This is a genomic window from Xanthomonas sp. LMG 12461, assembly GCF_009192935.1.
Classification (GTDB): Bacteria; Pseudomonadota; Gammaproteobacteria; order Xanthomonadales; family Xanthomonadaceae; genus Xanthomonas_A; species Xanthomonas_A sontii.
In genome coordinates, this window is the sequence record NZ_NQYT01000015.1 from 111,803 (window position 1) to 134,270 (window position 22,468).

Sequence of the window (22,468 nt, forward strand, 5' to 3'; positions counted from 1 at the left end):
CAGCCGCGATGGGCGTGACCGGTCACGCCCGTCGCGGAGCGTAGTGCGCTGTTGCTTCTCCATCCGGGAGAAGGGGCACCGAAGGCGCGGGTGAGGGGACGGGCGACGCCGCGTGTCCTCGATCTCTGCGCGTCGCTTCGCGCCGTCCCCTCACCCCAACCCTCTCTCCCGGGGGGAGAGGGGCTTGTATCAACTGCCGTGATGCCCCAGCGCGGCCTGCGCCTTGCCGCGTGGCGGCGGGTCATCCTCGGTCTCGCGCTCGTTCCAGTACGCCTGGATCTGCAGGATCTGCGGCAGGATCGCCTCGAACAACTCGACCAGACGTGGCTCGAACTGGCTGCCGGCCTTGTCGCGGAACAGCGCCATCGCCTGTTCCAGCGGCCATGCGTCCTTGTACGGGCGCGGTGAGGTGAGCGCATCGAACACGTCGGCCAGCGCCACGATCCGTGCCGATTCGGGAATCTGCGTGCCTGAAACGCCGGCCGGGTAACCGCCGCCGTCCCAGTGCTCGTGGTGGTACAGGGAGACCTCGGCGGCGAGTCGGAACAGCGGTGCGCTGCTGCGGCTGAGGATGTCGTAGCCGATCCGCGGGTGCCGCTTCATGACCTGCCACTCGTCGGCGTCCAGCGGCCCGGGCTTCTTCAGCACCGCATCGGGGATGCCGATCTTGCCGGTGTCGTGCATCGGCGCGGCCTGTTCCAGCAGATCGGCGTCCTCGCACGACCAGCCGGCGGCCAGCGCGAGCGCGCGGGCGTAGGCGGCCATGCGCCAGATATGCGTGCCGGTGTCCGAGTCGCTGTAGTGGCCGGCCATGCCCAGCATCTGGATCGCGTCGCGATGGCTGTCGGCCAGGCTGGTGGCGCTGACCAGCGACAGGTGGGTGCGCACCCGCGCGCGCAGGATGCTCGGCGAGTAGGGCTTGGTGATGTAGTCCACGCCGCCGGCGTCGAACCCGATGCTCTCGTCGGTGTCCTTGTCCTTGCCGGTGACGAAGATGATCGGGATCGCCGCGCTGCGCGCATCTTCCTTCAGGGTGCGTGCGAGGGTGTAGCCGTCGATGTCGGGCAGGTCGACATCCAGCAGGATCAGCGCCGGGCGGTGCTTGGCCACCCCGCGCAGGGCTTCGGCGCCGTTCTTGGCAAACACCAGCGCGTAGTCCTCGCGCAGGAGTTGGCGGATCAGCGCCAGGTTGCTGGGTTCGTCATCGACACAGAGGATGCAAGGCTGGGTCATGGTGGGTTCCCCGTCGGACACGCGCCGCCGCGCGGGCGGCGCACTCTCAATCGCGTGCATCGGCCAGCCATCGCCTGACTTGAGCCTCGGCTTCGCGGAAGGAAAAATTCTCCAGCAACAGTTGCAGTTCGGCGGCCTGTGCCGCCGGCAGGACCGGCGCCAGTTGCCGCAGCGTGCGGTCGATGCGGTCCGGATCGTCGCTGTCCAGCACCTGCAGCACCTGATACCAGGACGCCTGCAGCGTCGCCGGATCGACCGCGGCGAGGTTCGCTGCCGCGGGTGGCGCCGCACCCTGGGTGGCGTCGGCGAAGCGCAGCACTTCGGCCGCGGTGTCGGCCATCGCCGCGGCCAGCGCGGCGATCTCGGCATCGGCCTGCGTCGGCGCCGTGCTCAAGCGTTCTTCGAGGGCGGCGCTGGCGATGCTCAACGCCGGCAAGGCCAGCGATCCGGCGGAGCCGCGCAACTTGTGCGCCAGCGACACGGCCTCGGCCGGCCGTTGCGCCTCCAGCAGGGTGCGGACGCTGGCCGCCGGGTCGGGATGTTCCTGCAACAGCTTCAGCAGATAGCGCCGATACGGCTCGCGTTCGCCCCAGAGCCGCTGCGCCTGGACGGTATCGAGCAACGCAGGGTCGCTGGCCGGCCAGTCGTCCGCCGGCAGCACCGGCGGTGGCGCCGCCAGCGGCAGCAGCGGCAGCGCGGTCAGGTTCGGCGGCAGGAACCGCCGGATGATCGCGATCAGGTCCTCGACCTGGAACGGTTTGGCGATGAAGTCGTTCATGCCGCTGGACAGCGCCATCTCCTGCTGCTGGCGATAGGCGCCGGCGGTGAGGGCGATCACCGGCACGGCGGCCAGGTCCGGATCGGCACGCAGTTGCCGGGTGGCTTCGTAGCCGTCCATGGTCGGCATCTGCACGTCCATCAGCACGACGTGGAAGCGGCCGGGATCGCGGCGTAGCCGCTGCAGCGCCTGGGCGCCGTCCTGCGCCAGCTCGACCAGCGCGCCTTCGCCTTCGAGGATGCGCTGCGCGACCTCGCGGTTGATGTCGCTGTCGTCGACCACCAGCAAGCGGGCCCCGGCCAGGCGTGCGACGCCGTCGCCGGGCGCTGCCGCGGGCAGCTCGCCGTTGCGACGCGCCAGCAGCATGGCGATGGTGCGCTGCAGGGCCGAGGCGGTGACCGGCTTGGTCATCACCGCATCCACGTCGGCGACGCCAGGCTGCTGCTCCTGGATCATGCGCCGCTCGTAGGCGGTGACCATGACGATGATGGGCTGCCGGTCCGGTGCCGATTGCGCGCGGATGCGCTGGGCCACGCTCAACCCGTCCAGGTCGGGCATGCGCCAGTCCAGCAGGATCACGTCGAACTCGGCCCGTTCCGGCGCGGCCGCGGCCAAGGCGGCGGTGCCGCTGGACACCGCTTCCACCTGCCAGCCGAAGCCGTTGGCGATGTCGGTCAGGCTGCGCCGCACCAGGTCGTGGTCGTCGGCGATCAGCACCCGCCGCGCCTGCGCCGGTTCGGCGTCGTCGGCCGGTGCCGGCGCCACCGTGAACGGAATGACGAAGTAGAAATCGCTGCCCTGACCGGGGGCGCTCTGCACTTCCAGTTGCCCGCCCATCAGCTCCACCAGGCGCCGGCTGATGGTCAGGCCCAGGCCGCTGCCGCCGTAGCGGCGGCTGGTGGAGGTGTCGGCCTGCAGGAACGGCGAGAAGATCAGGCTCTGCTTCTCGCGCGGGATGCCGATGCCGGTGTCGCGCACCGAGAACAGCAGCTTGAGCTTGCCGGGTTCGGCGCCGGGGAAGGCGCGCACCGACAGCGCCACCTCGCCCTGTTCGGTGAACTTGATGGCGTTGCCCACCAGGTTGATCAGCACCTGGTTCAAGCGCAGCGCGTCGCCGCGCAACCAGCGGCAGCCCGGCGGCAGCGGCTCGACGATCATCTCCACCGGCTTGGCGCTGTTCGCCGAGGTCATCAGCGCGGCGATGTTCTCCAGCAACTCGTTGAGATCGAACGGCGCCGATTCCAGGTCGATGCGTCCGGACTCGATCTTGGAGAAGTCGAGGATGTCGTTGATGATCTCCAGCAGGTTGCGTGCGGACAGCTCGATCTTCTGGATCATGTCCTGCGCCGCCTGCGACAGCGCGCTGTGCCGCAGCAGGTACAGCATGCCCAGGATCGCGTTCATCGGCGTGCGGATCTCGTGGCTCATGTTGGCCAGGAAATCGCTCTTGGACTGGTTGGCGCTTTCGGCCGCGTCGATCGCCAGGCGCAGCTCGCGCTCGTGGCGCTTCTGCTCGGTCAGGTCGACGGCGATGCCGAGATAGCCGATCACCCGGTCGTCGTCGTCGCGCAGCGTGCTCAGGGTGAGCAACACCGGGAAAGCATGGCCGTCCTTGCTCAGGTAGGTCCATTCGCGGGTGTCGCTGCGTCCCAAAGTGGACAGCGCCGCCACCGACTCGAACGAGGGCTGTACCGGCATGCCCGACTGCGTGGCCATGCGCTCGGCGCGTGCGGCCAGTTGCTCCGGATCCAGGAACAGGCCGGTGGCCTTGCGTCCGATCAGTTCGTGCGCGGCGTAGCCGAGCAGGGTCTCGGCGGCCGGGTTGAACAGGGTGATGACGCCGTCCGGGTCGGTGGCGACGATCGCGTAGCCGGCATTGGCCAGGATCGCGCGCTGCAGCGCCGAATAGGTCACCAGTTCGCTGGTGCGCTCGGCCACCTGCTGCTCCAGCGTGGCGTTGAGCTCCAGCACCCGCGCCTGCGCGCGCACCTGTTCGGTGACGTCGTGCAGCAGGTGCGAATGGCCGATGGTGCCGCCGCGGGTGCCGGCGATCGGCGAGACGCTGGCCAGGACGCTGACGGTGTGACCATCGCGGTGGCGCAGCTCGCGGACGCCGTCGCCGCTGTCGATGGGATCGCGGACGTGCGCGCCCAGCAACCGCTGCAGCGGCTGGCCGATGGCCTGCTCCGGGGTGTAGCCGAAGATGCGCGTGGCCGCGGGATTCCAGTGGGTCACGCGGCCGTTCAGGTCTTCGGCGACGATCGCTTCGCTGGTGCCGGCGACCAGGGCGGCCAGTTGGCTCTGCTCGCTGAGGATCAGGTCGCGGCGGCGCAGGCTGGTCAGGAACACGTACAGCAGGGTGGCGAGCAGCAGCGCGATACCGGCGGCCAGCGCGCCGGCGAACAGCGGCGAGGTCTGGTCGAGCGAGCGCACGAAGCCCGGCGTGGCGTGTGCACCGATGCGCCACTGGCGTCCATAGACCGCCAGGGTGCGTTCGGCGGTGGGGCCTCCGGCCAGGATCGGTGTGGCGTCGTCGCGATAGAACGGCTGCCCAGGGTTCAGGCTGTCGGCCAGGCTCAGCTGCAGCGCGTTGCGGTGGTCGTCGGAGGAGGCCAGTACCTCGGCGATGCTCAATGGGGCGTATGCCCAGCCGCTGGTGGCCTGCCAGCGCTGTTCCGGGGTCTGCAGCGGCAGGCCTTCGCGATACACCGGCAACAACAGCAGAAAGCCGCTCTTGCCCAGCCCCGGCCGCTGCACCAGGCGGATCGGCGCGGTGATGGTGGGCTTGCCCGAGTGTGCGGCGGCGATCGCCGCGTCGCGTCGCGCCGGTTCGGAGGCGATGTCGAACCCCTGCGCCGGCGTGTTGGACTGCACCGGCTGGATATAGACGATGACGAAGCGATCGCCGTCGTGCGGGGCCAGTTCGCGGATCTGCAGCGACGGTGCGCCGTCGGCGCGGGCCTGCTGCAGGAACGCCGCCTCCTCGGCGCGCGGCACCCGCTGGATGTAGCCGAAGCCGCGCACCCCGGGAAACTCGCGCAGATAGTCGCGCGAGGCGCTGTAGCGGGAGAAGCGCTCGCGCGAGATGCGGTCGCCGCCGGCCGCGATCACCGCACCGCGCGCGCCGCGCAGGCCATGCTCGTACATGTCCAGGCGCTGCCGCAGATCGCCGGCCACGTGCGAGACCAGTTGCTGGAAGCGCGCCTGCGCCTGCGCGCGGTTGCGCTGCTGCACGCCATGCGCGATCAGCAGCGCGGCGAGCAGCCCGACGGCCAGCACGGCCAGGGCGGCGAGCCGCGCAAGCCGCGCAGGGCCGGCGATGGGTGTCCGGCGTTTCTTCGACATGCTCCCCTTTCCTCTGGCGAACGCGCGTTCGGCACGCGCATCGGCTTCCCCCCGACCGGTTGCGGGATGGCGTTCACAGCGGCGACGCAGGCCCCGCAGGTCGTCCCCCAACGCTAGCGCGGGCGTGGCTGTCGCGCCAGCCCTTCGGTCCAAAGAGCCGAGGCGTGTCTACACCTTGCTGCGTGGATGGCACCGGGTGCCGCGGGTCGGCGGTCCGTCGTGGGGTGCGTGCGTCGCATCGTGCGTCGGCAGCGGGCCGGCCGCTCCAGCGGCGCAGTGCATCCTTGTCATGCACGCTCAGCCAAGCAGCGTGACGGCAGCGTGCAGCGCCAGCCCGATCAATCCGCCGACCAGGGTGCCGTTGAAGCGGATGTACTGCAGGTCGCGGCCCACGCTCAGTTCCAGTTGCTCGACCAGGTGGCGTTCGTCCCAGCCCTTCACGGTCTGCGCGATGTGCTCGGTGACGCCGCTGCGCAGGCGCTGGGTCAGCCGCTCGGCGCCGCCGAGCAGGTGCTGGTTGAGCGCCTCGCGCAGGGCGGGATCCTGCGCCAGCGACTGGCCGAGCGCGCCGAGGGCGCGCTGCAGGTGCTGCACCAGCGCGCCGTCCTGGCGCGACAGGTCCTCGCGCAGCGCAGCATGGATCTGATCCCACAGGCCCTGCACGTACGCCTGTACGCCGGGGTGGTCGATCAGACGCTGCTTCAGCGCCTGCACTTTCTCGGCGGTGGCGGGATCGGCGCGCAGCCGCTGCACGTAGCCGCCGAGCCAGCGCTCGTAGTCCTGGCGCAGCGGATGCTGCGGCTGCGACAGCACCTCCTGCAGTTCCTCCAGCAGCGCGTGCGCCAGGCGCTCGGCGAGGGTGTCGGCGATGCCTTCCACAGGCTTCACCCATTCCACGGTGCCGACCAGCTTGGGCCATTCGCGCCGCGCGTACTTGACGATCATCGCCGACACCCGCTGCTTGACCGCGGCATCGTCCAGGTGCCGGCCGAGCCGGGTCAGCGCTTCGTCGAGCAGTGCGTGGTGGCGGCCGTCGGCGGTGAGCAGGCCGAGCAGTTCGCCGGCGGTGGCGGCGGCGTCCCAGTCGCGCAGCCGCGCCACCACGAAACCATGGATGCGGCGCCGCACTGCGGCTTCGTCCAGCAGGTCCAGCGCCTGCAACGCCCAGCCGCGGGCCAGATCGGCCAGCCGTGCGGACTGCGCCGGTTCGGCCAGCCACTGGCCCAGCCGCGCCGCCGGATCGAATGCGCTGAGCTTGGCCAGCAGCGCGCCCGGTTCCAGGAACTGATCGCGCACGAACACCGCCAGGCTGTCGGCGATGCGCGCCTTGCCGTGCGGGATGATCGCGGTGTGCGGAATCGGCAGGCCCAGCGGATGCCGGAACAGCGCCACCACCGCGAACCAGTCCGCCAGCGCGCCGACCGTGGCCGCTTCGCAGAACGCGCCGACCCAGGCCCACACCCCCTGCAGGCCCATGGCATGGCTGAGCAGGAAGCCGCACAGCATCGCCAGCAGCAACAGCGCCGCCAGCAGCTTCATGCGCCGCAGCTGCGCGCGGCGCGGATCGGGGGACAGGACTGGGGCGGAAGACACGCTCATGCGGCCGAGTCTACGCAGTGCGCGGTGAGCGCGGTTGCATGCGCGGCGGCGAGGTCATCCGGCCGCGGCACGGATGGCCGGTGCGCGTGGATCAGCCCGGCAACTGCGCGCGCAGCGCCGCCACTTCCTTGCGCAGCGCCTGGTTCTCGGCTTCGAGCGCAGCCACGCGCTGGCGCAGCGCGGCCGTCGTGTCGCCCTCGGCATCCGCCGCCGGGGCCGCGTCCTCGGGGGCGTCCGCAGGCGCCGGCTTGGGCTTGCGCTTGGACTCGCGGGCGCGCTTGGCGGCCTGCTTCAGTTCGTCCTTGCCGGCCATCGCCGCGGCGCGCTGTTCCTCCTCGGGCAGGCTGGCCACTGCCGCGGCGGCATTGATCGAGATCGCACCGGACTTGACCGCTTCCACCACTTCGGCCGCGGCCTGCTTCTGGATCTTCTCGATCTGCACCACCTGGCTGTTGCTGAGCCGCGCCACGCGCGCCAGTTCGGCGCGGCTGAGCGGTGCCGGTGCGTCGGCCCAGGGTGGCGTGTCGGTGTCGGTGTCGTTGGCGGTCTCGCCAGCCGCGTCCGGGTCAGTGGCGTCGGCCGCGGGGGCCTCCGCGGCGGCCGCGCTGGCGCGCCGCTCGGCGAGGATCTCGCGCTTGCGCAGCGCCAGCACGCCGCGCTGGAAGTCGGAGACGCTGCGCCGGCCCAGGTGCTGGTCGATCATCCACAGGTGCACGTCCTGCAGCGACTGGAAGCGGGTGTTCTGCACGGTCTGGAACGGCAACCCATGCTTCTGGCAGATGCCGTAGCGGTTGTGCCCGTCGACCAGGATGTCGCCCCACAGCACCAGCGCGTCGCGGCAGCCCTCGGCCAGCAGGCTGCGTTCGAGGGCAGCGTATTCGTCGGCGGTCAGCGGATCGATATAGGCCTTGAGGTCTTCTTTGACAACGATGTTCATCAACGGGCGGTGCGGCGTGGCGACGGGGGCGGCATTGTAGAGGCCGGGAATCGGGAACGGGGAATCGGGAATGGCAACAGCGTATGTCGCGGCCGCATGGCCTGAGTCGTTCGCGCATGCGGCGCTTTCCGATTCCATACTCCCGATTCCCCATTCCCGGCTTCACCCCACCACCACCTCACTGATCTGCATCACCGGCGTCAGGTCGGTGTAGTTCTTGATGTCGCCGAGGATCTCCTCCGCATGCGGGCCGAAGCCGGCCTGGAAGGCCTCCACCGACTCGCTGAAGATGTGGCACATGCCGACGTAGGTCGGGTCGCTGCCGGGGGTGCCGCCGGACAGGCCCTTGTCCACGGTGTAGCGCAGGCAGGCGGCGCCCATGCGCGCCTGCAGCAGCGGCATGTGCGTGTCGCGGTAGTAGGCATGGTCGAAACGGGCGCCTGGCGTGTACGGGTACATCACGCTGACCTTGATCATGGAGCGGCTCCTGGGGCGGCGGTGGATCCCGGTCGGGCGCCGGGGTGGCGCAAGGCTACACCCGGGAATGGTCGGCGCGTGTTGCGCTGCGGTGGGCGCAGGGCCGGGAATGCGGAATGGGGATTGGGGAATCGCAACAGCAAGAGCAACAGCAAGTGATGCGGTTGCCGGGTTGTCCGATGCGGGCGCCGCGGCGCTTTTACGATTCCCTATTCCCTATTCCCTATTCCCCATTCCCAGCCCTCTACCGCATCGTCGGCATCGTGAACTCGGCGCCGGCCGCGGCCTCGGGCCAGCGCGCGGTGACGGTCTTGAGCCGGGTGTAGAAGCGCACCCCGTCCGGGCCGTGCACGTGCAGCGGACCGAACAGCGAGCGCTTCCAGCCGCCGAAGCTGTGGAACGCCATCGGCACCGGGATCGGCACGTTGATGCCGACCATGCCGGCCTGCACCTGCCGCGCGAACGCACGCGCGGCGCCGCCGTCGCGGGTGAACACCGCCGCGCCGTTGCCGTAGTCGTGGTCGGCGATCAGGCGCAGCGCGGCGGCGGCGTCGGCCACCCGCACCACGCACAGCACCGGGCCGAAGATCTCTTCGCGGTAGATGCGCATGTCGCTGCGCACGTGGTCGAACAGGCTGCCGCCGAGGAAGAAGCCGTCCGGGTGGTCGGCCGCGCCCGCCGGGCGGCCGTCGACGACCAGGCGTGCGCCCTCGGCCACGCCGCTGTGGATGTAGCCGAGCACGCGCTCGCGGTGCGCGGCGCTGACCAGCGGGCCCATGTCCGGCTCGTCGCGGCCGGCGTCGGCCTGGCCCGCGCCCAGGCGCAGCGCGGCCACGCGCGGCGCCAGTCTGGCCACCAGCGCATCGGCCAGCGCGTCGCCCACGCACACCGCCACCGAGATCGCCATGCAACGTTCGCCGGCCGAGCCGTAGCCGGCCCCGAGCAGGGCGTCGGCGACATCGTCCAGGTCGGCGTCGGGCAGCACCACCAGGTGATTCTTGGCCCCGCCCAGCGCCTGCACGCGCTTGCCCAGCGCACTGCCGCGCGCGTACAGGTCGGCGGCCACCGCGGTGGAGCCGACAAAGCTCAGCGCCTGCACCTGCGGGTGCGCCAGCAGTGCATCCACCGCCGGTTTGGCGCCGTGCACCACGTTGCACACGCCGGCCGGCAGCCCGGCCTCGTGCAGCCATTCGGCCAGGAGCAGCGACGCCGAGGGTGCGTGTTCGGAGGGCTTGAGCACGAAGCTGTTGCCGCAGGCCAATGCCACCGGCAGCATCCACAGCGGCACCATCGCCGGGAAGTTGAACGGGGTGACGCCGGCCACCACGCCCAGCGGCGCGTATTCGCTCCAGGCGTCCACGCCGCGGCCGACGTCGTGCGAATGCTCGCCCTTGAGCAGGTGCGGGATGCCGCAGGCGAACTCCACCACCTCCATGCCGCGGACCACTTCGCCGCGCGCGTCGGTCACGGTCTTGCCGTGCTCGGCGCTGATGCAGCGGGCCACGTCGTCGGCACGGCGTTCCAGCAGCTCGCGGAAACGGAACAGCACCCGCGCGCGCTGCAGCGGCGGCGTCGCCGCCCAGCCGGGAAAGGCCGCACTGGCGGCGTGCACCGCCATCTCCACCGCATGCGCGGCGCCCAGCGGCACATGGCGCTGGACGGCGCCTGTCGCCGGGTCGAAGACCTCGGCGTGCTCGTCGCCGCGGAAGGCGACGGGCTGGCCGTCGATGTAGTGGGACAGGGTGTCGCGCATCGTGCTCGATCCTCGGATGGACAGCGTCAGCCCAGCGCGTCCAGCGGCCGCACGAACTCCTGGCCCAGCGCCTGCGCCACCGCGCGGTGGGTGAGCTTGCCGGCGTGCACGTTGAGGCCGTTGCGCAGGTCCTGGTCGTCGCGCAGCGCCTGCAGCCCGTGTTCGGCCAGCAGCAGCACGAACGGCAGGGTGGCGTTGGTCAGGGCGAAGGTGGAGGTGCGGGCGACGCCGCCGGGCATGTTGGCCACGCAGTAATGCACGATGCCGTCGACCTCGTAGGTCGGCTGCTGGTGCGTGGTCGGGTGGCTGGTCTCGAAGCAGCCGCCCTGGTCGATCGCCACGTCCACCAGCACCGAGCCGGGCCGCAGCAGCGCCAGTTGCTCGCGCGACACCAGCTTGGGCGCGGCGGCGCCGGGGATCAGCACCGCACCGATCACCAGGTCGGTGTGCGGCAGGCACTGCTCGATCGCATCGCGGGTGGAGTACAGCGTGGTCAGTTGCTGGCCGTAGAGTTCGTCCAGGTACTTGAGCCGCTCCAGCGAGCGGTCCAGCACGGTCACCCGCGCGTGCAGGCCCATCGCCATGCGCGCGGCGTTGATGCCGACCACGCCGCCGCCGATCACCAGCACCTGCGCCGGCTTGACCCCGGGCACGCCGCCGAGCAGCACGCCCGAGCCGCCCTGCGCCTTCTCCAGCGCATGCGCGCCGGCCTGGATCGCCATGCGCCCGGCGACCTCGCTCATCGGCGCCAGCAGCGGCAGGCCGCCGTGGCCATCGGTGACGGTCTCGTAGGCGATGGCGGTGCAGCCGGAGCGCTGCAGCGCCGCGGCCTGCTGCGGATCCGGCGCCAGGTGCAGATAGGTGAACAGCAGTTGCCCGGGGCGCAGCATCGCGCATTCCTCCGGCTGCGGTTCCTTGACCTTGACGATCATCTCGGCCTGCGCGAACACGCTGGCCGCATCCTCGGCGATGCGTGCGCCAGCGCGCTCGTACTCGGCATCGGTGAGGCCGATGGACTGGCCGCCGCCGCGCTGCACCAGCACCTGGTGGCCGTGCAGCACCAGTTCGCGGACCCCGGACGGGGTCAGCCCGATCCGGTACTCGTGGTTCTTGATCTCTTTCGGAACGCCGACCAGCATGTGCGGTTCTCCAGGCAGACGCGGCGCGTGGGGAGCGCGGGCGGTGGGTTGGGTGAGGGAAGGATCAGGGTGTGCTGCGGATCATGTCCGCCAGCACCGCGAAGATGCGCTCGATGTGCGTGGCCTCCACGATCAGCGGCGGCGACAGCGCGATGGTGTCGCCGGTGACGCGGATCAGTAGGTCGCCTTCGTGGAAGCAGCGCTCGAAGATCTCGTAGGCGCGCGCGCCGGGCGCACCCTTGCGCGGCGCCAGTTCGATCGCGCCGATCAGGCCGAAGTTGCGGATGTCGATGACGTGCGGCAGGTCGCGCAGCCGGTGGATCGCCTCCTCCCACACCGGGCCCAGTTCGATCGCCTTGTCGAACAACTGTTCCTCGGCATAGGTGTCCAGCGTCGCCAGCGCGGCGGCGCAGGCCAGCGGATGGCCGGAGTAGGTGTAGCCGTGGAACAGGTCGATGGCGTTGGCCGCACCGTGCGCGAAGGCCTCGTGGATGGCGTGGGACACGAACACCGCGCCCATCGGCACGCAGCCGTTGGTCAGGCCCTTGGCGGTGGTGATCATGTCCGGGGTCATCCCGAAGCGCTGCGCGGCGAAGGCGTGGCCGACGCGGCCGTAGCCGGTGATGACCTCGTCGAAGATCAGCAGGATGCCGTGCTTGTCGCACAGTTCGCGGATGCGCTGCAGGTAGCCGTGTGGCGGCAGCACCACCCCGGCCGAGCCGGAGATCGGCTCGATGATCACCGCGGCGATGGTGGAGGCATCGTGCAGCGTCACCAGCCGTTCCAGGTCCTCGGCCAGTTCCGCGCCATGCGTCGGCAGGCCGCGCGAGAACGCATTGCGCTCCAGGTCGAGCGTGTGCCGCAGATGGTCCACGCCCGGCAGCAGCGGGCCGAACGCCTTGCGGTTGTTCGGCAGGCCGCCGACTGAAATGCCGCCGAAGCCGACGCCGTGGTAGCCCTTCTCGCGGCCGATGAAGCGCGTGCGCTGGCCCTCGCCGCGGGCGCGGTGGTAGGCGAGTGCGATCTTCAGCGCGGTGTCCACCGACTCGGAGCCGGAGTTGGTGTAGAACACATGGTCCAGGCCCGGCGGCGCCAGTGCCACCAGCCGCTCGGCCAGCACGAACGGCAACGGCGAGCCCATCTGGAAGGTCGGCGCGAAATCCAGCGTGGCGATCTGCCGTGCCACCGCCTCGACGATACGCGGCCGCGCGTGGCCGGCGTTGCAGCACCACAGGCCGGCGGTGCCGTCGAGGATCTGGCGCCCGTCCACGCTGCGATAGTGCATGCCCTCGGCCGAGGCCAGCAGCCGCGGCCGCGCCTTGAACTGGCGGTTGGCGGTGAACGGCATCCAGAACGCCTCCAGCGTGTCCGGCGCGCGGGTGGCCTGCGCGGCGTAATGGTCGGACAGCGCCTGGGACGAGAGGGGCGGCTGAGGGCGCATCGCAGGCTCCACGCGAGGGATGTTGAAAAAACTTTACACCATGGCGCTGCGCCGGGTGTGACCCGGCGTGTCGCAATTCGCGCGAATCGGGCGGGCTTTTCCTGGTTGCGCCGCAACACGGGCGCGCCGCCCGAAATTGACCGTCCGGGGCGGGTGTGTAAAGTATCCGGCAACACCGCCACCGGCGTTCCCATTCGCGATGGATATCGGCGCCCGCCTGCATCGGGTTCGCACCGCCCACGGCCTGAGCCAGCGCGAGTTGGCCAAGCGGGTGGGCGTGACCAACAGCACCATCTCGCTGATCGAGCAGAACAAGGTCAGCCCGTCGGTCAGTTCGCTGAAGAAGGTGCTGGACGGCATCCCGATCTCGCTGGCCGAATTCTTCACCCAGGACCTGGACGCCGGCGCGGCCGATGCGCCGTTCTACCGCGCCGACGAACTGCCCGACGTCGGCAGCGACGGCATCCACTACTACCTGGTCGGCCAGCATCGCCCGCAGCGGCAGATGTGCATCCTGCGCGAGGTGATGCCGCCGGGCAGCGACACCGGCAGTGCAATGCTGGTGCACGACGGCGAAGAGGGCGGGGTGGTGGTGGCCGGCGAGGTGGAGATCACCGTCGGCAGCCAGGTGCGGGTGCTGCGCGCCGGCGAGGGCTACTATTTCGAAAGCCGGGTACCGCACCGGTTCCGCAACGTCGGCAGCGAGACCGCGGTGCTGGTCAGCGCCAATACGCCGGCCACGTTCTGAGCCGCATGCGCGCCGCGTCGCCGGCCGTCGCGTGCTTCCGATCCTTCCGCCGCAGCAGGAGTTTCCGATGACCGCACCCCGCACCCGCGACGCCTGGCAGGCGCTGGCCGACACGCTGCGTCCGCGGACCCAGGCCTTCATCGACGGCCGCTACGTCGACGCCGCCAGTGGCAAGACCTTCGACTGCATCAGCCCGATCGACGGCCGCCTGCTCGGCCACGTGGCCGAGGGCGAGGCCGCGGACATCGACCGCGCGGTCGCCGCGGCGCGGCGCAGCTTCGAGGCGGGGCACTGGTCGCAGGCCAAGCCGGCGCAGCGCAAGAAGACCCTGCTGGCGCTGGCGCACCTGGTCGAACGCCATGCCGACGAACTGGCCTTGCTGGAGTCGCTGGACATGGGCAAGCCGGTGCGCGATGCGCGCGCGGTGGACCTGGCGGCGACGGTGCGCTGCCTGTCCTGGACCGCCGAAGCGGTGGACAAGCTCTACGGCGAAGTGGCACCGACCGGACAGGACGAACTGGGCCTGATCACCCGCGAGCCGCTGGGCGTGGTCGGCGCGATCGTGCCGTGGAATTTCCCGCTGCTGATGGCGGCGTGGAAGATTGCCCCGGCGCTGGCCGCCGGCAACTCGGTGGTGCTGAAACCGTCGGAAAAATCGCCGCTGAGCGCGTTGCGCCTGGCCGAACTGGTCGCCGAGGCGGGCATTCCCGACGGCGTGTTCAACGTGGTGCCGGGCTTCGGCAAGGGGGCCGGCGAGCCGCTGGCGCTGCACATGGACGTGGACGGGCTGGTGTTCACCGGCTCCACCGCGGTCGGCCGGCGCCTGCTGCAGTGCGCCGGGTTGTCGAACATGAAACGCGCGTACATGGAGTGCGGCGGCAAGAGCCCGAACCTGGTGTTCGCCGATGCGCCGGACCTGGAACAGGCGGCGCAGGCGGCCGCCGCGGCGATCTTCTACAACCAGGGCGAGGTCTGCACCGCCGCCTCGCGGCTGCTGGTGGAGCGTTCGATCAAAGATGCCTTCGTCGAGCGCGTGGTCGCCGCCGGCCGCGTGCTGCAGCCGCGGCATCCGTTCGACGACGACGCGGCGATGGGCGCGCTGGTCGATGAGACCCAGACCCACCGCGTGCTCGACTACATCGCTCGCGGCAACGCCGAAGGCGCGCGTCTGCTGCTCGGCGGCAAGCGCGTGGAAGTGGTGCCCGGCGGCTGCTACGTGGAGCCGACCATCTTCGACGAGGTCGGCCACGAACACACCATCGCCCGCGAGGAGATCTTCGGCCCGGTGCTGTCGGTGATCGCCTTCGACGACGAGGCGCACGCCCTGCGCATGGCCAACGACAGCGACTACGGCCTGGCGGCGGGCGTATGGACCCGCGACATCGGCCGCGCGCACCGCGTGGCGCGCAAGCTGCGCGCCGGCAGCGTGTGGGTGAACTACTGGGATGGCGGCGACATGACCGCCCCGTTCGGCGGCTACAAGCAATCGGGCAACGGCCGCGACAAGTCGCTGCATGCCTTCGACAAGTACACGGAGATGAAGGCGACGTGGATCAATCTGGGTGAGTAGCGGGGAGTGGGGATTTGGGATTGGGGATTGGTGAAAAGCGGGGTTGCTGCCGCTCCTACAGAACAGGTGGTGTTCCAGAGCGCGGCGGCGCCACTCATCCCCGATCCCGACTCCCCAATCCCGGCTCCCGCTCCACCCGGCACGCGAAACAGCCCTGCCGCGCATGATGCAGATGCAGGTAGCGCACCTGCGGATCGGCGAAGGCGCAGGCGATCGCGGTGGCGATGCGTTCGCCCGGCTGCACGTCGGCGGCGATCAGCATGTCGCTGGCGTCGTAGCCGCGCAGCGAGATCAGGCGGCGGACGATGGCATCGGGTACTTCGCCCGGCGCCGGTGCGGCGGTGGCGACGTGGCGGCGCACGTAGATCGGGCCGGCGGCGCGGTACGGGGTCTGCGCGGGTTGGTGCAGGTAGTGCAGCAACAGCAGTTCCTCGCCGGGCCGCGCGTCCTCCAGGCTGATCCGGCAGGGATAGCCGAGCGCGCTGTCGGCGCGCAGGCGCCGCGCGTGACGTGCCTGCAGCTGTGCGTCATCGAGATCGAACAGCGGGGCGAACGCGGCGGCCGGCAGGCCGACGCAACGGAAGCTGGACATGGGGCGCTCCAGGAACGAATGGAGCGCGCAGCGTGCCGGTCGGCGTGCCGCCGTGCCGGCCGCATTCGGACACGGCATTGGTCACGCCTGGCATCCGGCATGGGGGCGGTGGCGCCTGGCGTCGCGGTGGCGGCGTTCGCAGCGCGCAGCGGCGGGTGAGGGGCGCGACGTACGTGCGAGGGTCGTCCTACCCGTCGGCCCGGATGGCGACGCTACGCGCACGAGCACGCAGGCCTTGCGTGCGTGGCGGTCCGCGTCGGCGCCAAGCGGATCGGTGGCAGCGCTGCGGCAACCGGCGGCGGGCAGCCGTTCTAGGTCGATTGACCTAGTCGCATTGCTGGCATTAGGATGATTGTCCTAAGGGGCTTGGCCTGATCGGGGGGATGAAGATGGACACGCGCGCACGCATCGTCGCCGAGGCCGACCGCCTGTTCTACGCGCAGGGCTATGCGGCCACCTCGTTCGCCGATGTCGCCGATGCGGTCGGCATCTCCCGCGGCAACTTCTATCACCACTTCAAGAGCAAGGACGCGATCCTGGATGCGGTGATCGCGCTGCGTCTGGAACGGACCCAGGCGATGCTGCAGGGCTGGGAAGACGCAGCGGTGGCACCCGCCGACGGCATTCGCCAATTCATCCAGATCGTTGTGCGCAACCAGGCGTCGATCATGCGCCATGGCTGCCCGGTGGGAAGCTTGTGCGGAGAGTTGTCCAAGCTCGAGCACCCTGCGCAGGCGCAGGCCACGCAGCTGTTCGGCCTGTTCCGCCAGTGGCTGCGCCGGCAGTTCGAACGCCTTGGGCGTAGCGCCGAGGCCGATGCGCTGGCCATGCACGTGCTGGCCTTCAGCCAGGGCGTGGCGGTGCTGGCGCAGGCGTTGGGCGATGCGGATTTCGTCCAGCGCGAGGTCGGGCGCATGCAGGCCTGGCTCGACGCGGTTGCCGCCGCGCCGGCAGCCACGTGATCGGCGTTGTTTTCCTCTTTTCCATTCGCAGGAGCGTGCTCATGTTCATCGTGTTGTTGCGTTTTGCCGCCGATCGCAGTCAGGCCGGGCCGTTGCTGCAGGCGCATGTGCAGTGGTTGCAGCAGGGCTTCGACGATGGCGTGTTCGCGCTGGCCGGGAGCCTGCCGCCGCAGGCCGGCGGTGCGATCCTGGCGCATGGCCTGAGCCGCGCCGACCTCGAGCGCCGGCTGCAGGCGGACCCGTTCGTCGCGGCCGGCGTGGTGCGCAGCGAAATCGTCGAGGTGGCGCCGGCCAAGGCCGCACCCGGCCTCGAGTTCCTGCTGGCATGAGCCGGCGTCGCGGCATCGACAGGACCTGCGCATGAACGCCACCATTCCTGGCCCCGACGGTCGCCCGCGTTGCCGCTGGTGCGCGGCGGCGCCGGAGTTCTTCCACTACCACGACAGCGAGTGGGGGTTTCCGGTCGACGACGACCGCCGCCTGTTCGAGAAGCTGTGCCTGGAAGGATTCCAGTCCGGGTTGAGCTGGCGCACCATCCTGGCCAAGCGCGAGAACTTCCGCGCGGCCTTCCTCGACTTCGATTACCAGCGCCTTGCCTTATTCGACGACGGCGACGTGGCGCGGCTGCTGCAGGATCCCGGGATCGTCCGCCACCGCGGCAAGATCGAGGCGGCCATCCACAATGCGCGCATGGCCCAGGCGCTGGTGCGGCAGGAAGGGTCGCTGGCGGCGTTCGTCTGGCGCTACGAGGCGCCGGCGGCGGACACGGCGCAAACGCGCGCGACCTCGCCCGAATCGGTGGCGTTGTCGAAGGCGCTGAAGGCGCGCGGTTGGAAGTTCGTCGGGCCGACCACGGTGTATGCCTTCATGCAGGCCATGGGCCTGGTCAACGATCACGCCGAGGACTGCGTGGTGCGTGCGCAGGTGGAACGGGCGCGGACGCGTTTCCGCCGCCCGTGAGCGGCGGATGCGCGGGCCCGGCCGCTTGTGGCGGGCGGGCCGCGATGGCGGCGCGTCCGCGCCTCAGCGCGGCAGGTAATCGGCGAAGGCGACCGGATGCTGCGGATCGGCCGACTGCACCTGCTCGCCGTCCTTGACCAGCGCCTCGGCGTCGGGCGAAGGATTGGGGTTCATCTCCCAGCGCTGCTGGATGCGCTTGTGGAACAGCCACTGCTTGCGCTGCGTGTCGTAGCGGAAGGTGATGAAGTCGGTCCAGTGCTGGCCGCAGGAGACCCCGTTCTGCACGGTGAAGTAGCGACCCTTGGCGGCGAACGGTTCGTCGCCATCGGTGAACGGATCGCACTGGCCGCCCTCGTCGCGCTTGAGGATCACCCGGTCGTTGCGCGCCGCCAGCCGGTAGTGGCCGTCGGCCTGCTGCACGAAGATCAGCAGCGGTCGCGCCGGGGCCGGATCGCGCTGCGCCTCGCCGCGCTGCTGCAGCGCGACCAGATAATCGGCGCGGCCGTCGCCATCGAGATCGGCCTGCAACTGCGCCAGCGGCTGGTAGCCGGCCGGCACCTGACGCAGCACATCGGCGGGCAGGTCGGCGGCGTTGGCGGTGTGGGTGCCGAGCAGCCCAAGGCCGGCGGCAAGGCAGAGGCGGAACGGGATGGGCATGGGGGACGGTTTCGCAAACGTGGGGCCGCCAGCCTACCCGACCGGCGGGTGATGGCGGCAGCGCGACGTGGCGGCGGCGTGCGTCGCCACGTCGCGGCTTGCGCTGGGGCTTCTTGCAGCGCACAAGGAAAGGCGCCTGCCGCGCGCCGCGGCGCCGATCGCAGTCGGGTGGGGGCGCGGCTGTTGAAAGGGGGGCGGCATCCGTCGCGGGTCGCTGGGTGTGCCTGCGCGGGCGCTTGGAAACGGCAGCGTGCCCACGCGCGCGGGCGACCGTGTGGCTGGGCCAGGCGCTGGCCGGCGCTTCGGCCCGCACGTGCGTGGGTCGGGTTGGCAGGGCGTCACCCGCGCTGCCAGTGGCGATTGGCCTGCCGCCCTCACAGGTGTACAACACGACGCTGTAGCATCCTTGGCGGGTAGCAAGGCGTGTCCGATCGGCGCCCGCATGAAGCTGGTCGTGGGCTGACGCGGGGAGGCGGCAGCCGCGGAAGGCCTTCCGGCGTGCGGCACTGTCGTCGACGGCGGTCACCGCTGCCCATGGTGCGGCCGAGCGACGGGAGTGCCCCCGGCATCCCCGTCGCACGGCAGAATGCGTTCGTGCTGTTCCACTGAGTCCGGAGGGTCGCGATGTATTCGGGTGCGTCATCCAGGCCAGGTGCGGTCGTGCGCGGCGTGCGTCGCCACCGCGACGGGCGCACGGCCGTCGCCCAGGACCTGGTCGCGGCCGAGGTGCCGGTGGCGTTCGCCTACAACGACACGCCGTTCGTGGTGATGATGGCCACGCCGGAAGACCTGGAGGATTTCGCGCTGGGCTTCTCGCTCAGCGAGGGCATCGTCGCGGCGCCGGCGCAGCTGCGCGTCGAGGCGGTGGAAACGTATCTGGAAGGCGTGTCCCTGCGCCTGCAGATTCCGCCGACGCAGGCGGCGGCATTACAGGCGCGGCGCCGCAACCTGGATGGGCGCAGCGGCTGCGGCGTGTGCGGCAGCGAGTCGCTGGAGGCGGTGTTGCGCGCGCCGCGGCCGGTGCCGGCCGGTACCCCGATCGCGCCTGAGGCGCTGGCCCAGGCCCTGCGCGCGCTGCGCGCGCAGCAGACCCTCAACGCGCTGACCGGCGCCACCCATGCCGCGGCCTGGGCCGATGCGCAGGGCGAGCTGCAACTGATCCGCGAGGACGTCGGCCGCCACAACGCGCTGGACAAGCTGATCGGCGCGCTGGCCGGCGCCGGCCTCGACCCGGGCGCCGGCTTCGCCGTGGTCACCAGCCGTGCCAGCTACGAAATGGCGATGAAGGCCACGCAGGCCGGTATCCCGTTGCTGGCCGCCATTTCCGCGCCCACCGCGCTGGCCATCGCGCTCGCCGACAGCGCCGGCCTCACCCTGATCGGCTTCGCCCGCGATCACGATTACGTCGTCTACAGCCATCCGCAGCGCCTAGCGCACACAGAACCCGCCGGAGAGCCCGCATGAGCAAGAAGACCATCCAGCCCTACACGCAACCGGCCGGCGGTTGGGGGGCGTTGCGCGCGGTGGCCAAGCACCTGATGGAGCAGGACGTGGCGGTGCAGGGCGCCAAGACCCTGCTGCACGTCAACCAGCCCGACGGCTTCGACTGCCCCGGCTGCGCTTGGCCCGACCGCGACCACACCTCCACCTTCGAGTTCTGCGAGAACGGCGCCAAGGCGGTGGCCGCCGAATCCACCGCACGCCGCGCCACCCCCGAGCTGTTCGCCCAGCACAGCGTCGCGCAGCTGGCCCGCTACAGCGACTACTGGCTGGAAGGGCAGGGCCGGCTGACCCAGCCGCTGCGCTACGACGCCGACACCGATCACTACGTGCCGATCGACTGGGACGACGCGTTCGCGCTGATTGCCCGGCACCTCAATGGCCTGGCCTCGCCGAACGAGGCGATCTTCTACACCTCCGGCCGCACCAGCAACGAGGCCGCGTTCCTGTACCAGCTGTTCGTGCGCGAGTTCGGCACCAACAACTTCCCAGACTGCTCCAACATGTGCCACGAGCCGTCCGGCACCGCGCTCAAGGCGCAGATCGGGGTCGGCAAGGGCACCGTGTCGCTGCAGGATTTCGAACTGGCCGATGCGATCTTCATCTTCGGCCAGAACCCCGGCACCAACCATCCGCGCATGCTCGGCGAACTGCGCCAGGCGGCCAAGCGCGGCGCTGCGATCGTCTCGTTCAATCCGCTGCGCGAACGCGGCCTGGAGAAGTTCGCCGATCCGCAGGACAAGCTGCAGATGCTGCACAACGGCTCCACGCGCATCTCCTCGGACTATTTCCAGCTCAAGATCGGCGGCGACCTGGCGGCGGTGAAGGGCATCATCAAGCATGTGCTGGAGCGCGACGCCGAGGCGGCCAGCAGTGGCCAGCCGCGGCTGCTGGACCTGGAGTTCATCGCCGGCCATACCGTCGGCTTCGAGGCCTTCGCCGCCGAGGTCGCGGCCGAGCCGTGGGACACCATCGTCGAGGAGTCCGGGCTGAGCGAAGCCGAACTGCGCAAGGCCGGCGAGATCTACCTCAAGGCCGAGCGGCTGATCGCCTGCTGGGGGATGGGCATCACCCAGCACAAGCATTCGGTGGCGACCATCCAGATGATCGCCAACCTGCTGCTGCTGCGCGGCCATCTCGGCCGTCCCGGCGCCGGCGCCTGCCCGGTGCGCGGCCACAGCAACGTGCAGGGCGACCGCACGATGATGATCTACGAGAAGCCGCCGGAAGCGTTCCTGGACCGGCTGCAGGCGGTGTTCGGCTTCGCCCCGCCGCGCGCGCCCGGTTACGACACGGTCGGTGCGATCGAGGCGATGGCCGACGGCCGCGCCAAGGTGTTCTTCGCCATGGGCGGCAATTTCGCCACCGCCACCCCCGATACCGACGCGACCCATCGCGCGCTGCGCCGCTGCGATCTCACCGTGCACGTCACCACCAAGCTCAACCGCAGCCACCTGGTGCACGGCCGCGACGCGCTGATCCTGCCATGCCTGGGCCGCACCGAGATCGACATCCAGGAGGGCGGGCCGCAGCACGTCAGCGTCGAGGATTCGATGAGCATGGTGCACCTGTCCGGCGGCATCAATCCGCCGGCCTCGCCGCAGTTGCTGTCCGAGCCGGCGATCGTGGCGCGGCTGGCCGAGGCCACGCTGGGGGCGCGCAGCGCGATACGCTGGCGCTGGCTGGTGGCCGACTACGACCGCATCCGCGACCTGATCGGGCAGATGTTCGACGACTTCGCCGACTTCAACGCGCGGGTGCGGGTGCCGGGCGGCTTCCGCCTGTCCAACGGCGCGCGCGACCGCGAATGGGACACGCCGGAGGGCCGCGCGGTGTTCAAGGTGCATGCGGTACCCACCGACAATCCGATCCACCGCGCGCGCCGTCAGCATCCCGGGCAACTGGTGTTCACCCTGGCGACCACGCGCTCGCACGACCAGTACAACACCACCATCTACGGCCTGGACGACCGCTACCGCGGCGTGTTCGGCGAGCGCCGGGTGCTGTTCATCAACGCCGCCGACATCGCCGACCTGGGCATGCGCGCCGGCGACTGGGTGGACCTGCACAGCCTCTGCGAGGACGGCGTGCCGCGCCATGCCAAGCGCTTCCTGCTGGTCGAGTACAACATCCCGCGTGGCTGCCTGGCGGCCTATTACCCCGAAACCAATGCGCTGGTGCCCTTGTCCAGCTTCGCCGACGAGGCGCGCACGCCGACCTCCAAATCGATTCCGGTGGTGGTCACTGCGCATCTGGCCGACGCCGCCGCGGCGGCGCCGCGTGACATCGGTGTGGCGCTTGTCCGCTGATCCGCTGCTGACCGCGCGTCTGTTGCGATTGCTGGCCGAGGCGCCGGACGGCATGGCGCTGGCGCGGGTGTGCAAGCGCCTGGACGTGCGCATGAGCGTGCTGTTGCGCACGCTGGCCTGGCTCGGCGATGCCGAACTCGCCGGGCAGCCGGGGCCCGGCTGGGTGCGGGTGGAGCGTCGCGGTGAGCGCGAGATCGCGGTGCTTGCCGAGGCGGGCCGAGCCGCTGCGCAGGCGGCGGGTGCTGTCTCGCCCTGAGTCCGGCGGTGGCCGTCGGGCCGGGCCTGTGATGCGCACCACGGGATGCACCGAGCCTGCCAGCCCACGGCGCATTTTTTCGCCACGCCTGCGCGGCAGGCGGTCAAGTTTGCTTCCACCATGCCGATGAGGCGATCACGCATCGCGGGTGTCGCGTCGTGTTCGCCAGGGCAGGACACTGGGACTGCGACAACGCGTGCAGGGCCCGATCC

At 70.6% G+C, this 22,468-nt stretch carries 18 protein-coding genes; 8 read left to right on the forward strand and 10 right to left on the reverse strand.

Features of this window, described 5'->3' with window-relative positions:
- Nucleotides 1-189: 189 nt before the first annotated feature.
- The 8 genes from CEK68_RS04305 to CEK68_RS04340 all read right to left on the reverse strand — a co-directional run bounded on the left by CEK68_RS04305 (nt 190) and on the right by CEK68_RS04340 (nt 12,702).
- Entirely contained in the window at nt 190-1,233 is a 1,044-nt protein-coding gene (locus CEK68_RS04305; RefSeq protein ID WP_017914776.1) for an HD domain-containing phosphohydrolase, read from the reverse strand.
- A gap of 46 nt (nt 1,234-1,279) precedes the next feature.
- Entirely contained in the window at nt 1,280-5,356 is a 4,077-nt protein-coding gene (locus CEK68_RS04310) for a CHASE domain-containing protein (protein WP_193314102.1), read from the reverse strand.
- Nucleotides 5,357-5,653: 297 nt separating this feature from the next.
- Complete coding sequence (locus CEK68_RS04315) at nt 5,654-6,895, reverse strand: DUF445 family protein (RefSeq protein ID WP_152238648.1); 1,242 nt, start codon at nt 6,893-6,895, stop codon at nt 5,654-5,656.
- Between the two features lie 151 nt (nt 6,896-7,046).
- Nucleotides 7,047-7,892, reverse strand: a complete 846-nt coding sequence (locus CEK68_RS04320) for a plasmid replication/partition related protein (protein WP_152238626.1) — start codon at nt 7,890-7,892, stop codon at nt 7,047-7,049.
- A gap of 162 nt (nt 7,893-8,054) precedes the next feature.
- Nucleotides 8,055-8,369 carry an EthD family reductase gene (locus tag CEK68_RS04325; RefSeq protein WP_017908811.1) on the reverse strand — a complete coding sequence of 105 codons (315 nt, stop codon included), beginning with the start codon at nt 8,367-8,369 and terminating at the stop codon, nt 8,055-8,057.
- Nucleotides 8,370-8,613: 244 nt separating this feature from the next.
- A complete protein-coding gene (locus CEK68_RS04330; protein WP_152238627.1) occupies nt 8,614-10,122 on the reverse strand; it encodes a CoA-acylating methylmalonate-semialdehyde dehydrogenase in 1,509 nt (502 codons plus the stop codon).
- A 26-nt stretch (nt 10,123-10,148) separates the two neighbouring features.
- Nucleotides 10,149-11,261, reverse strand: coding sequence for an alanine dehydrogenase (ald, locus tag CEK68_RS04335; protein ID WP_017912338.1), 1,113 nt, complete (start codon nt 11,259-11,261; stop codon nt 10,149-10,151).
- A 64-nt stretch (nt 11,262-11,325) separates the two neighbouring features.
- Nucleotides 11,326-12,702: an aspartate aminotransferase family protein gene (locus tag CEK68_RS04340; RefSeq protein ID WP_193314103.1), complete on the reverse strand. Its 1,377-nt coding sequence runs from the start codon at nt 12,700-12,702 to the stop codon at nt 11,326-11,328.
- Nucleotides 12,703-12,901: 199 nt separating this feature from the next.
- On the opposite strand from CEK68_RS04340, the gene CEK68_RS04345 reads away from it, so the two are divergent.
- A complete protein-coding gene (locus CEK68_RS04345) occupies nt 12,902-13,450 on the forward strand; it encodes a cupin domain-containing protein (protein WP_019796740.1) in 549 nt (182 codons plus the stop codon).
- A gap of 67 nt (nt 13,451-13,517) precedes the next feature.
- Nucleotides 13,518-15,020: an aldehyde dehydrogenase gene (locus tag CEK68_RS04350; RefSeq protein ID WP_152238628.1), complete on the forward strand. Its 1,503-nt coding sequence runs from the start codon at nt 13,518-13,520 to the stop codon at nt 15,018-15,020.
- Nucleotides 15,021-15,114: 94 nt separating this feature from the next.
- On the opposite strand, the gene CEK68_RS04355 is transcribed toward CEK68_RS04350, so the two are convergent.
- Complete coding sequence (locus CEK68_RS04355) at nt 15,115-15,612, reverse strand: DUF1203 domain-containing protein (protein WP_152238629.1); 498 nt, start codon at nt 15,610-15,612, stop codon at nt 15,115-15,117.
- A 383-nt stretch (nt 15,613-15,995) separates the two neighbouring features.
- Here CEK68_RS04355 and CEK68_RS04360 point away from each other — a divergent pair, with 383 nt between their 5' ends.
- From CEK68_RS04360 to CEK68_RS04370, 3 genes are read left to right on the forward strand one after another with little or no spacing between them, the layout of a single operon-like run.
- On the forward strand, nt 15,996-16,574 hold the full coding sequence (locus tag CEK68_RS04360; RefSeq protein WP_152238630.1) for a TetR/AcrR family transcriptional regulator: 579 nt from the start codon (nt 15,996-15,998) through the stop codon (nt 16,572-16,574).
- Between the two features lie 41 nt (nt 16,575-16,615).
- Nucleotides 16,616-16,903: a YciI family protein gene (locus CEK68_RS04365; protein WP_017915756.1), complete on the forward strand. Its 288-nt coding sequence runs from the start codon at nt 16,616-16,618 to the stop codon at nt 16,901-16,903.
- Between the two features lie 31 nt (nt 16,904-16,934).
- Nucleotides 16,935-17,534, forward strand: coding sequence for a DNA-3-methyladenine glycosylase I (locus CEK68_RS04370; protein ID WP_017909929.1), 600 nt, complete (start codon nt 16,935-16,937; stop codon nt 17,532-17,534).
- A 63-nt stretch (nt 17,535-17,597) separates the two neighbouring features.
- Here CEK68_RS04370 and CEK68_RS04375 read toward each other — a convergent pair whose 3' ends face one another.
- On the reverse strand, nt 17,598-18,191 hold the full coding sequence (locus tag CEK68_RS04375) for a hypothetical protein (RefSeq protein WP_152238631.1): 594 nt from the start codon (nt 18,189-18,191) through the stop codon (nt 17,598-17,600).
- Between the two features lie 624 nt (nt 18,192-18,815).
- On the opposite strand from CEK68_RS04375, the gene fdhD reads away from it, so the two are divergent.
- From fdhD to CEK68_RS04390, 3 genes are read left to right on the forward strand one after another with little or no spacing between them, the layout of a single operon-like run.
- A complete protein-coding gene (gene fdhD, locus CEK68_RS04380; protein ID WP_152238632.1) occupies nt 18,816-19,655 on the forward strand; it encodes a formate dehydrogenase accessory sulfurtransferase FdhD in 840 nt (279 codons plus the stop codon).
- Nucleotides 19,652-22,000, forward strand: coding sequence for an FdhF/YdeP family oxidoreductase (locus CEK68_RS04385; RefSeq protein ID WP_152238633.1), 2,349 nt, complete (start codon nt 19,652-19,654; stop codon nt 21,998-22,000). Before fdhD ends, CEK68_RS04385 begins: the two co-directional genes overlap by 4 nt.
- A complete protein-coding gene (locus CEK68_RS04390; protein WP_152181761.1) occupies nt 21,990-22,256 on the forward strand; it encodes a hypothetical protein in 267 nt (88 codons plus the stop codon). The genes CEK68_RS04385 and CEK68_RS04390 overlap by 11 nt, the downstream gene beginning before the upstream one ends.
- The last annotated feature ends 212 nt before the right edge of the window (nt 22,257-22,468 follow it).

What these genes read in the sequence shown, in the direction of transcription:
- CEK68_RS04305 (WP_017914776.1), bottom strand. Translation starts at nt 1,233, where the DNA reads ATGACCCAGCCTTGCATCCTCTGTGTCGATGACGAACCCAGCAACCTG.
- CEK68_RS04310 (WP_193314102.1), bottom strand. Translation starts at nt 5,356, where the DNA reads ATGTCGAAGAAACGCCGGACACCCATCGCCGGCCCTGCGCGGCTTGCG.
- CEK68_RS04315 (WP_152238648.1), bottom strand. Translation starts at nt 6,895, where the DNA reads ATGAAGCTGCTGGCGGCGCTGTTGCTGCTGGCGATGCTGTGCGGCTTC.
- CEK68_RS04320 (WP_152238626.1), bottom strand. Translation starts at nt 7,892, where the DNA reads ATGAACATCGTTGTCAAAGAAGACCTCAAGGCCTATATCGATCCGCTG.
- CEK68_RS04325 (WP_017908811.1), bottom strand. Translation starts at nt 8,369, where the DNA reads ATGATCAAGGTCAGCGTGATGTACCCGTACACGCCAGGCGCCCGTTTC.
- CEK68_RS04330 (WP_152238627.1), bottom strand. Translation starts at nt 10,122, where the DNA reads ATGCGCGACACCCTGTCCCACTACATCGACGGCCAGCCCGTCGCCTTC.
- ald (WP_017912338.1), bottom strand. Translation starts at nt 11,261, where the DNA reads ATGCTGGTCGGCGTTCCGAAAGAGATCAAGAACCACGAGTACCGGATC.
- CEK68_RS04340 (WP_193314103.1), bottom strand. Translation starts at nt 12,702, where the DNA reads ATGCGCCCTCAGCCGCCCCTCTCGTCCCAGGCGCTGTCCGACCATTAC.
- CEK68_RS04345 (WP_019796740.1), top strand. Translation starts at nt 12,902, where the DNA reads ATGGATATCGGCGCCCGCCTGCATCGGGTTCGCACCGCCCACGGCCTG.
- CEK68_RS04350 (WP_152238628.1), top strand. Translation starts at nt 13,518, where the DNA reads ATGACCGCACCCCGCACCCGCGACGCCTGGCAGGCGCTGGCCGACACG.
- CEK68_RS04355 (WP_152238629.1), bottom strand. Translation starts at nt 15,612, where the DNA reads ATGTCCAGCTTCCGTTGCGTCGGCCTGCCGGCCGCCGCGTTCGCCCCG.
- CEK68_RS04360 (WP_152238630.1), top strand. Translation starts at nt 15,996, where the DNA reads ATGAAGATGGACACGCGCGCACGCATCGTCGCCGAGGCCGACCGCCTG.
- CEK68_RS04365 (WP_017915756.1), top strand. Translation starts at nt 16,616, where the DNA reads ATGTTCATCGTGTTGTTGCGTTTTGCCGCCGATCGCAGTCAGGCCGGG.
- CEK68_RS04370 (WP_017909929.1), top strand. Translation starts at nt 16,935, where the DNA reads ATGAACGCCACCATTCCTGGCCCCGACGGTCGCCCGCGTTGCCGCTGG.
- CEK68_RS04375 (WP_152238631.1), bottom strand. Translation starts at nt 18,191, where the DNA reads ATGCCCATCCCGTTCCGCCTCTGCCTTGCCGCCGGCCTTGGGCTGCTC.
- fdhD (WP_152238632.1), top strand. Translation starts at nt 18,816, where the DNA reads ATGTATTCGGGTGCGTCATCCAGGCCAGGTGCGGTCGTGCGCGGCGTG.
- CEK68_RS04385 (WP_152238633.1), top strand. Translation starts at nt 19,652, where the DNA reads ATGAGCAAGAAGACCATCCAGCCCTACACGCAACCGGCCGGCGGTTGG.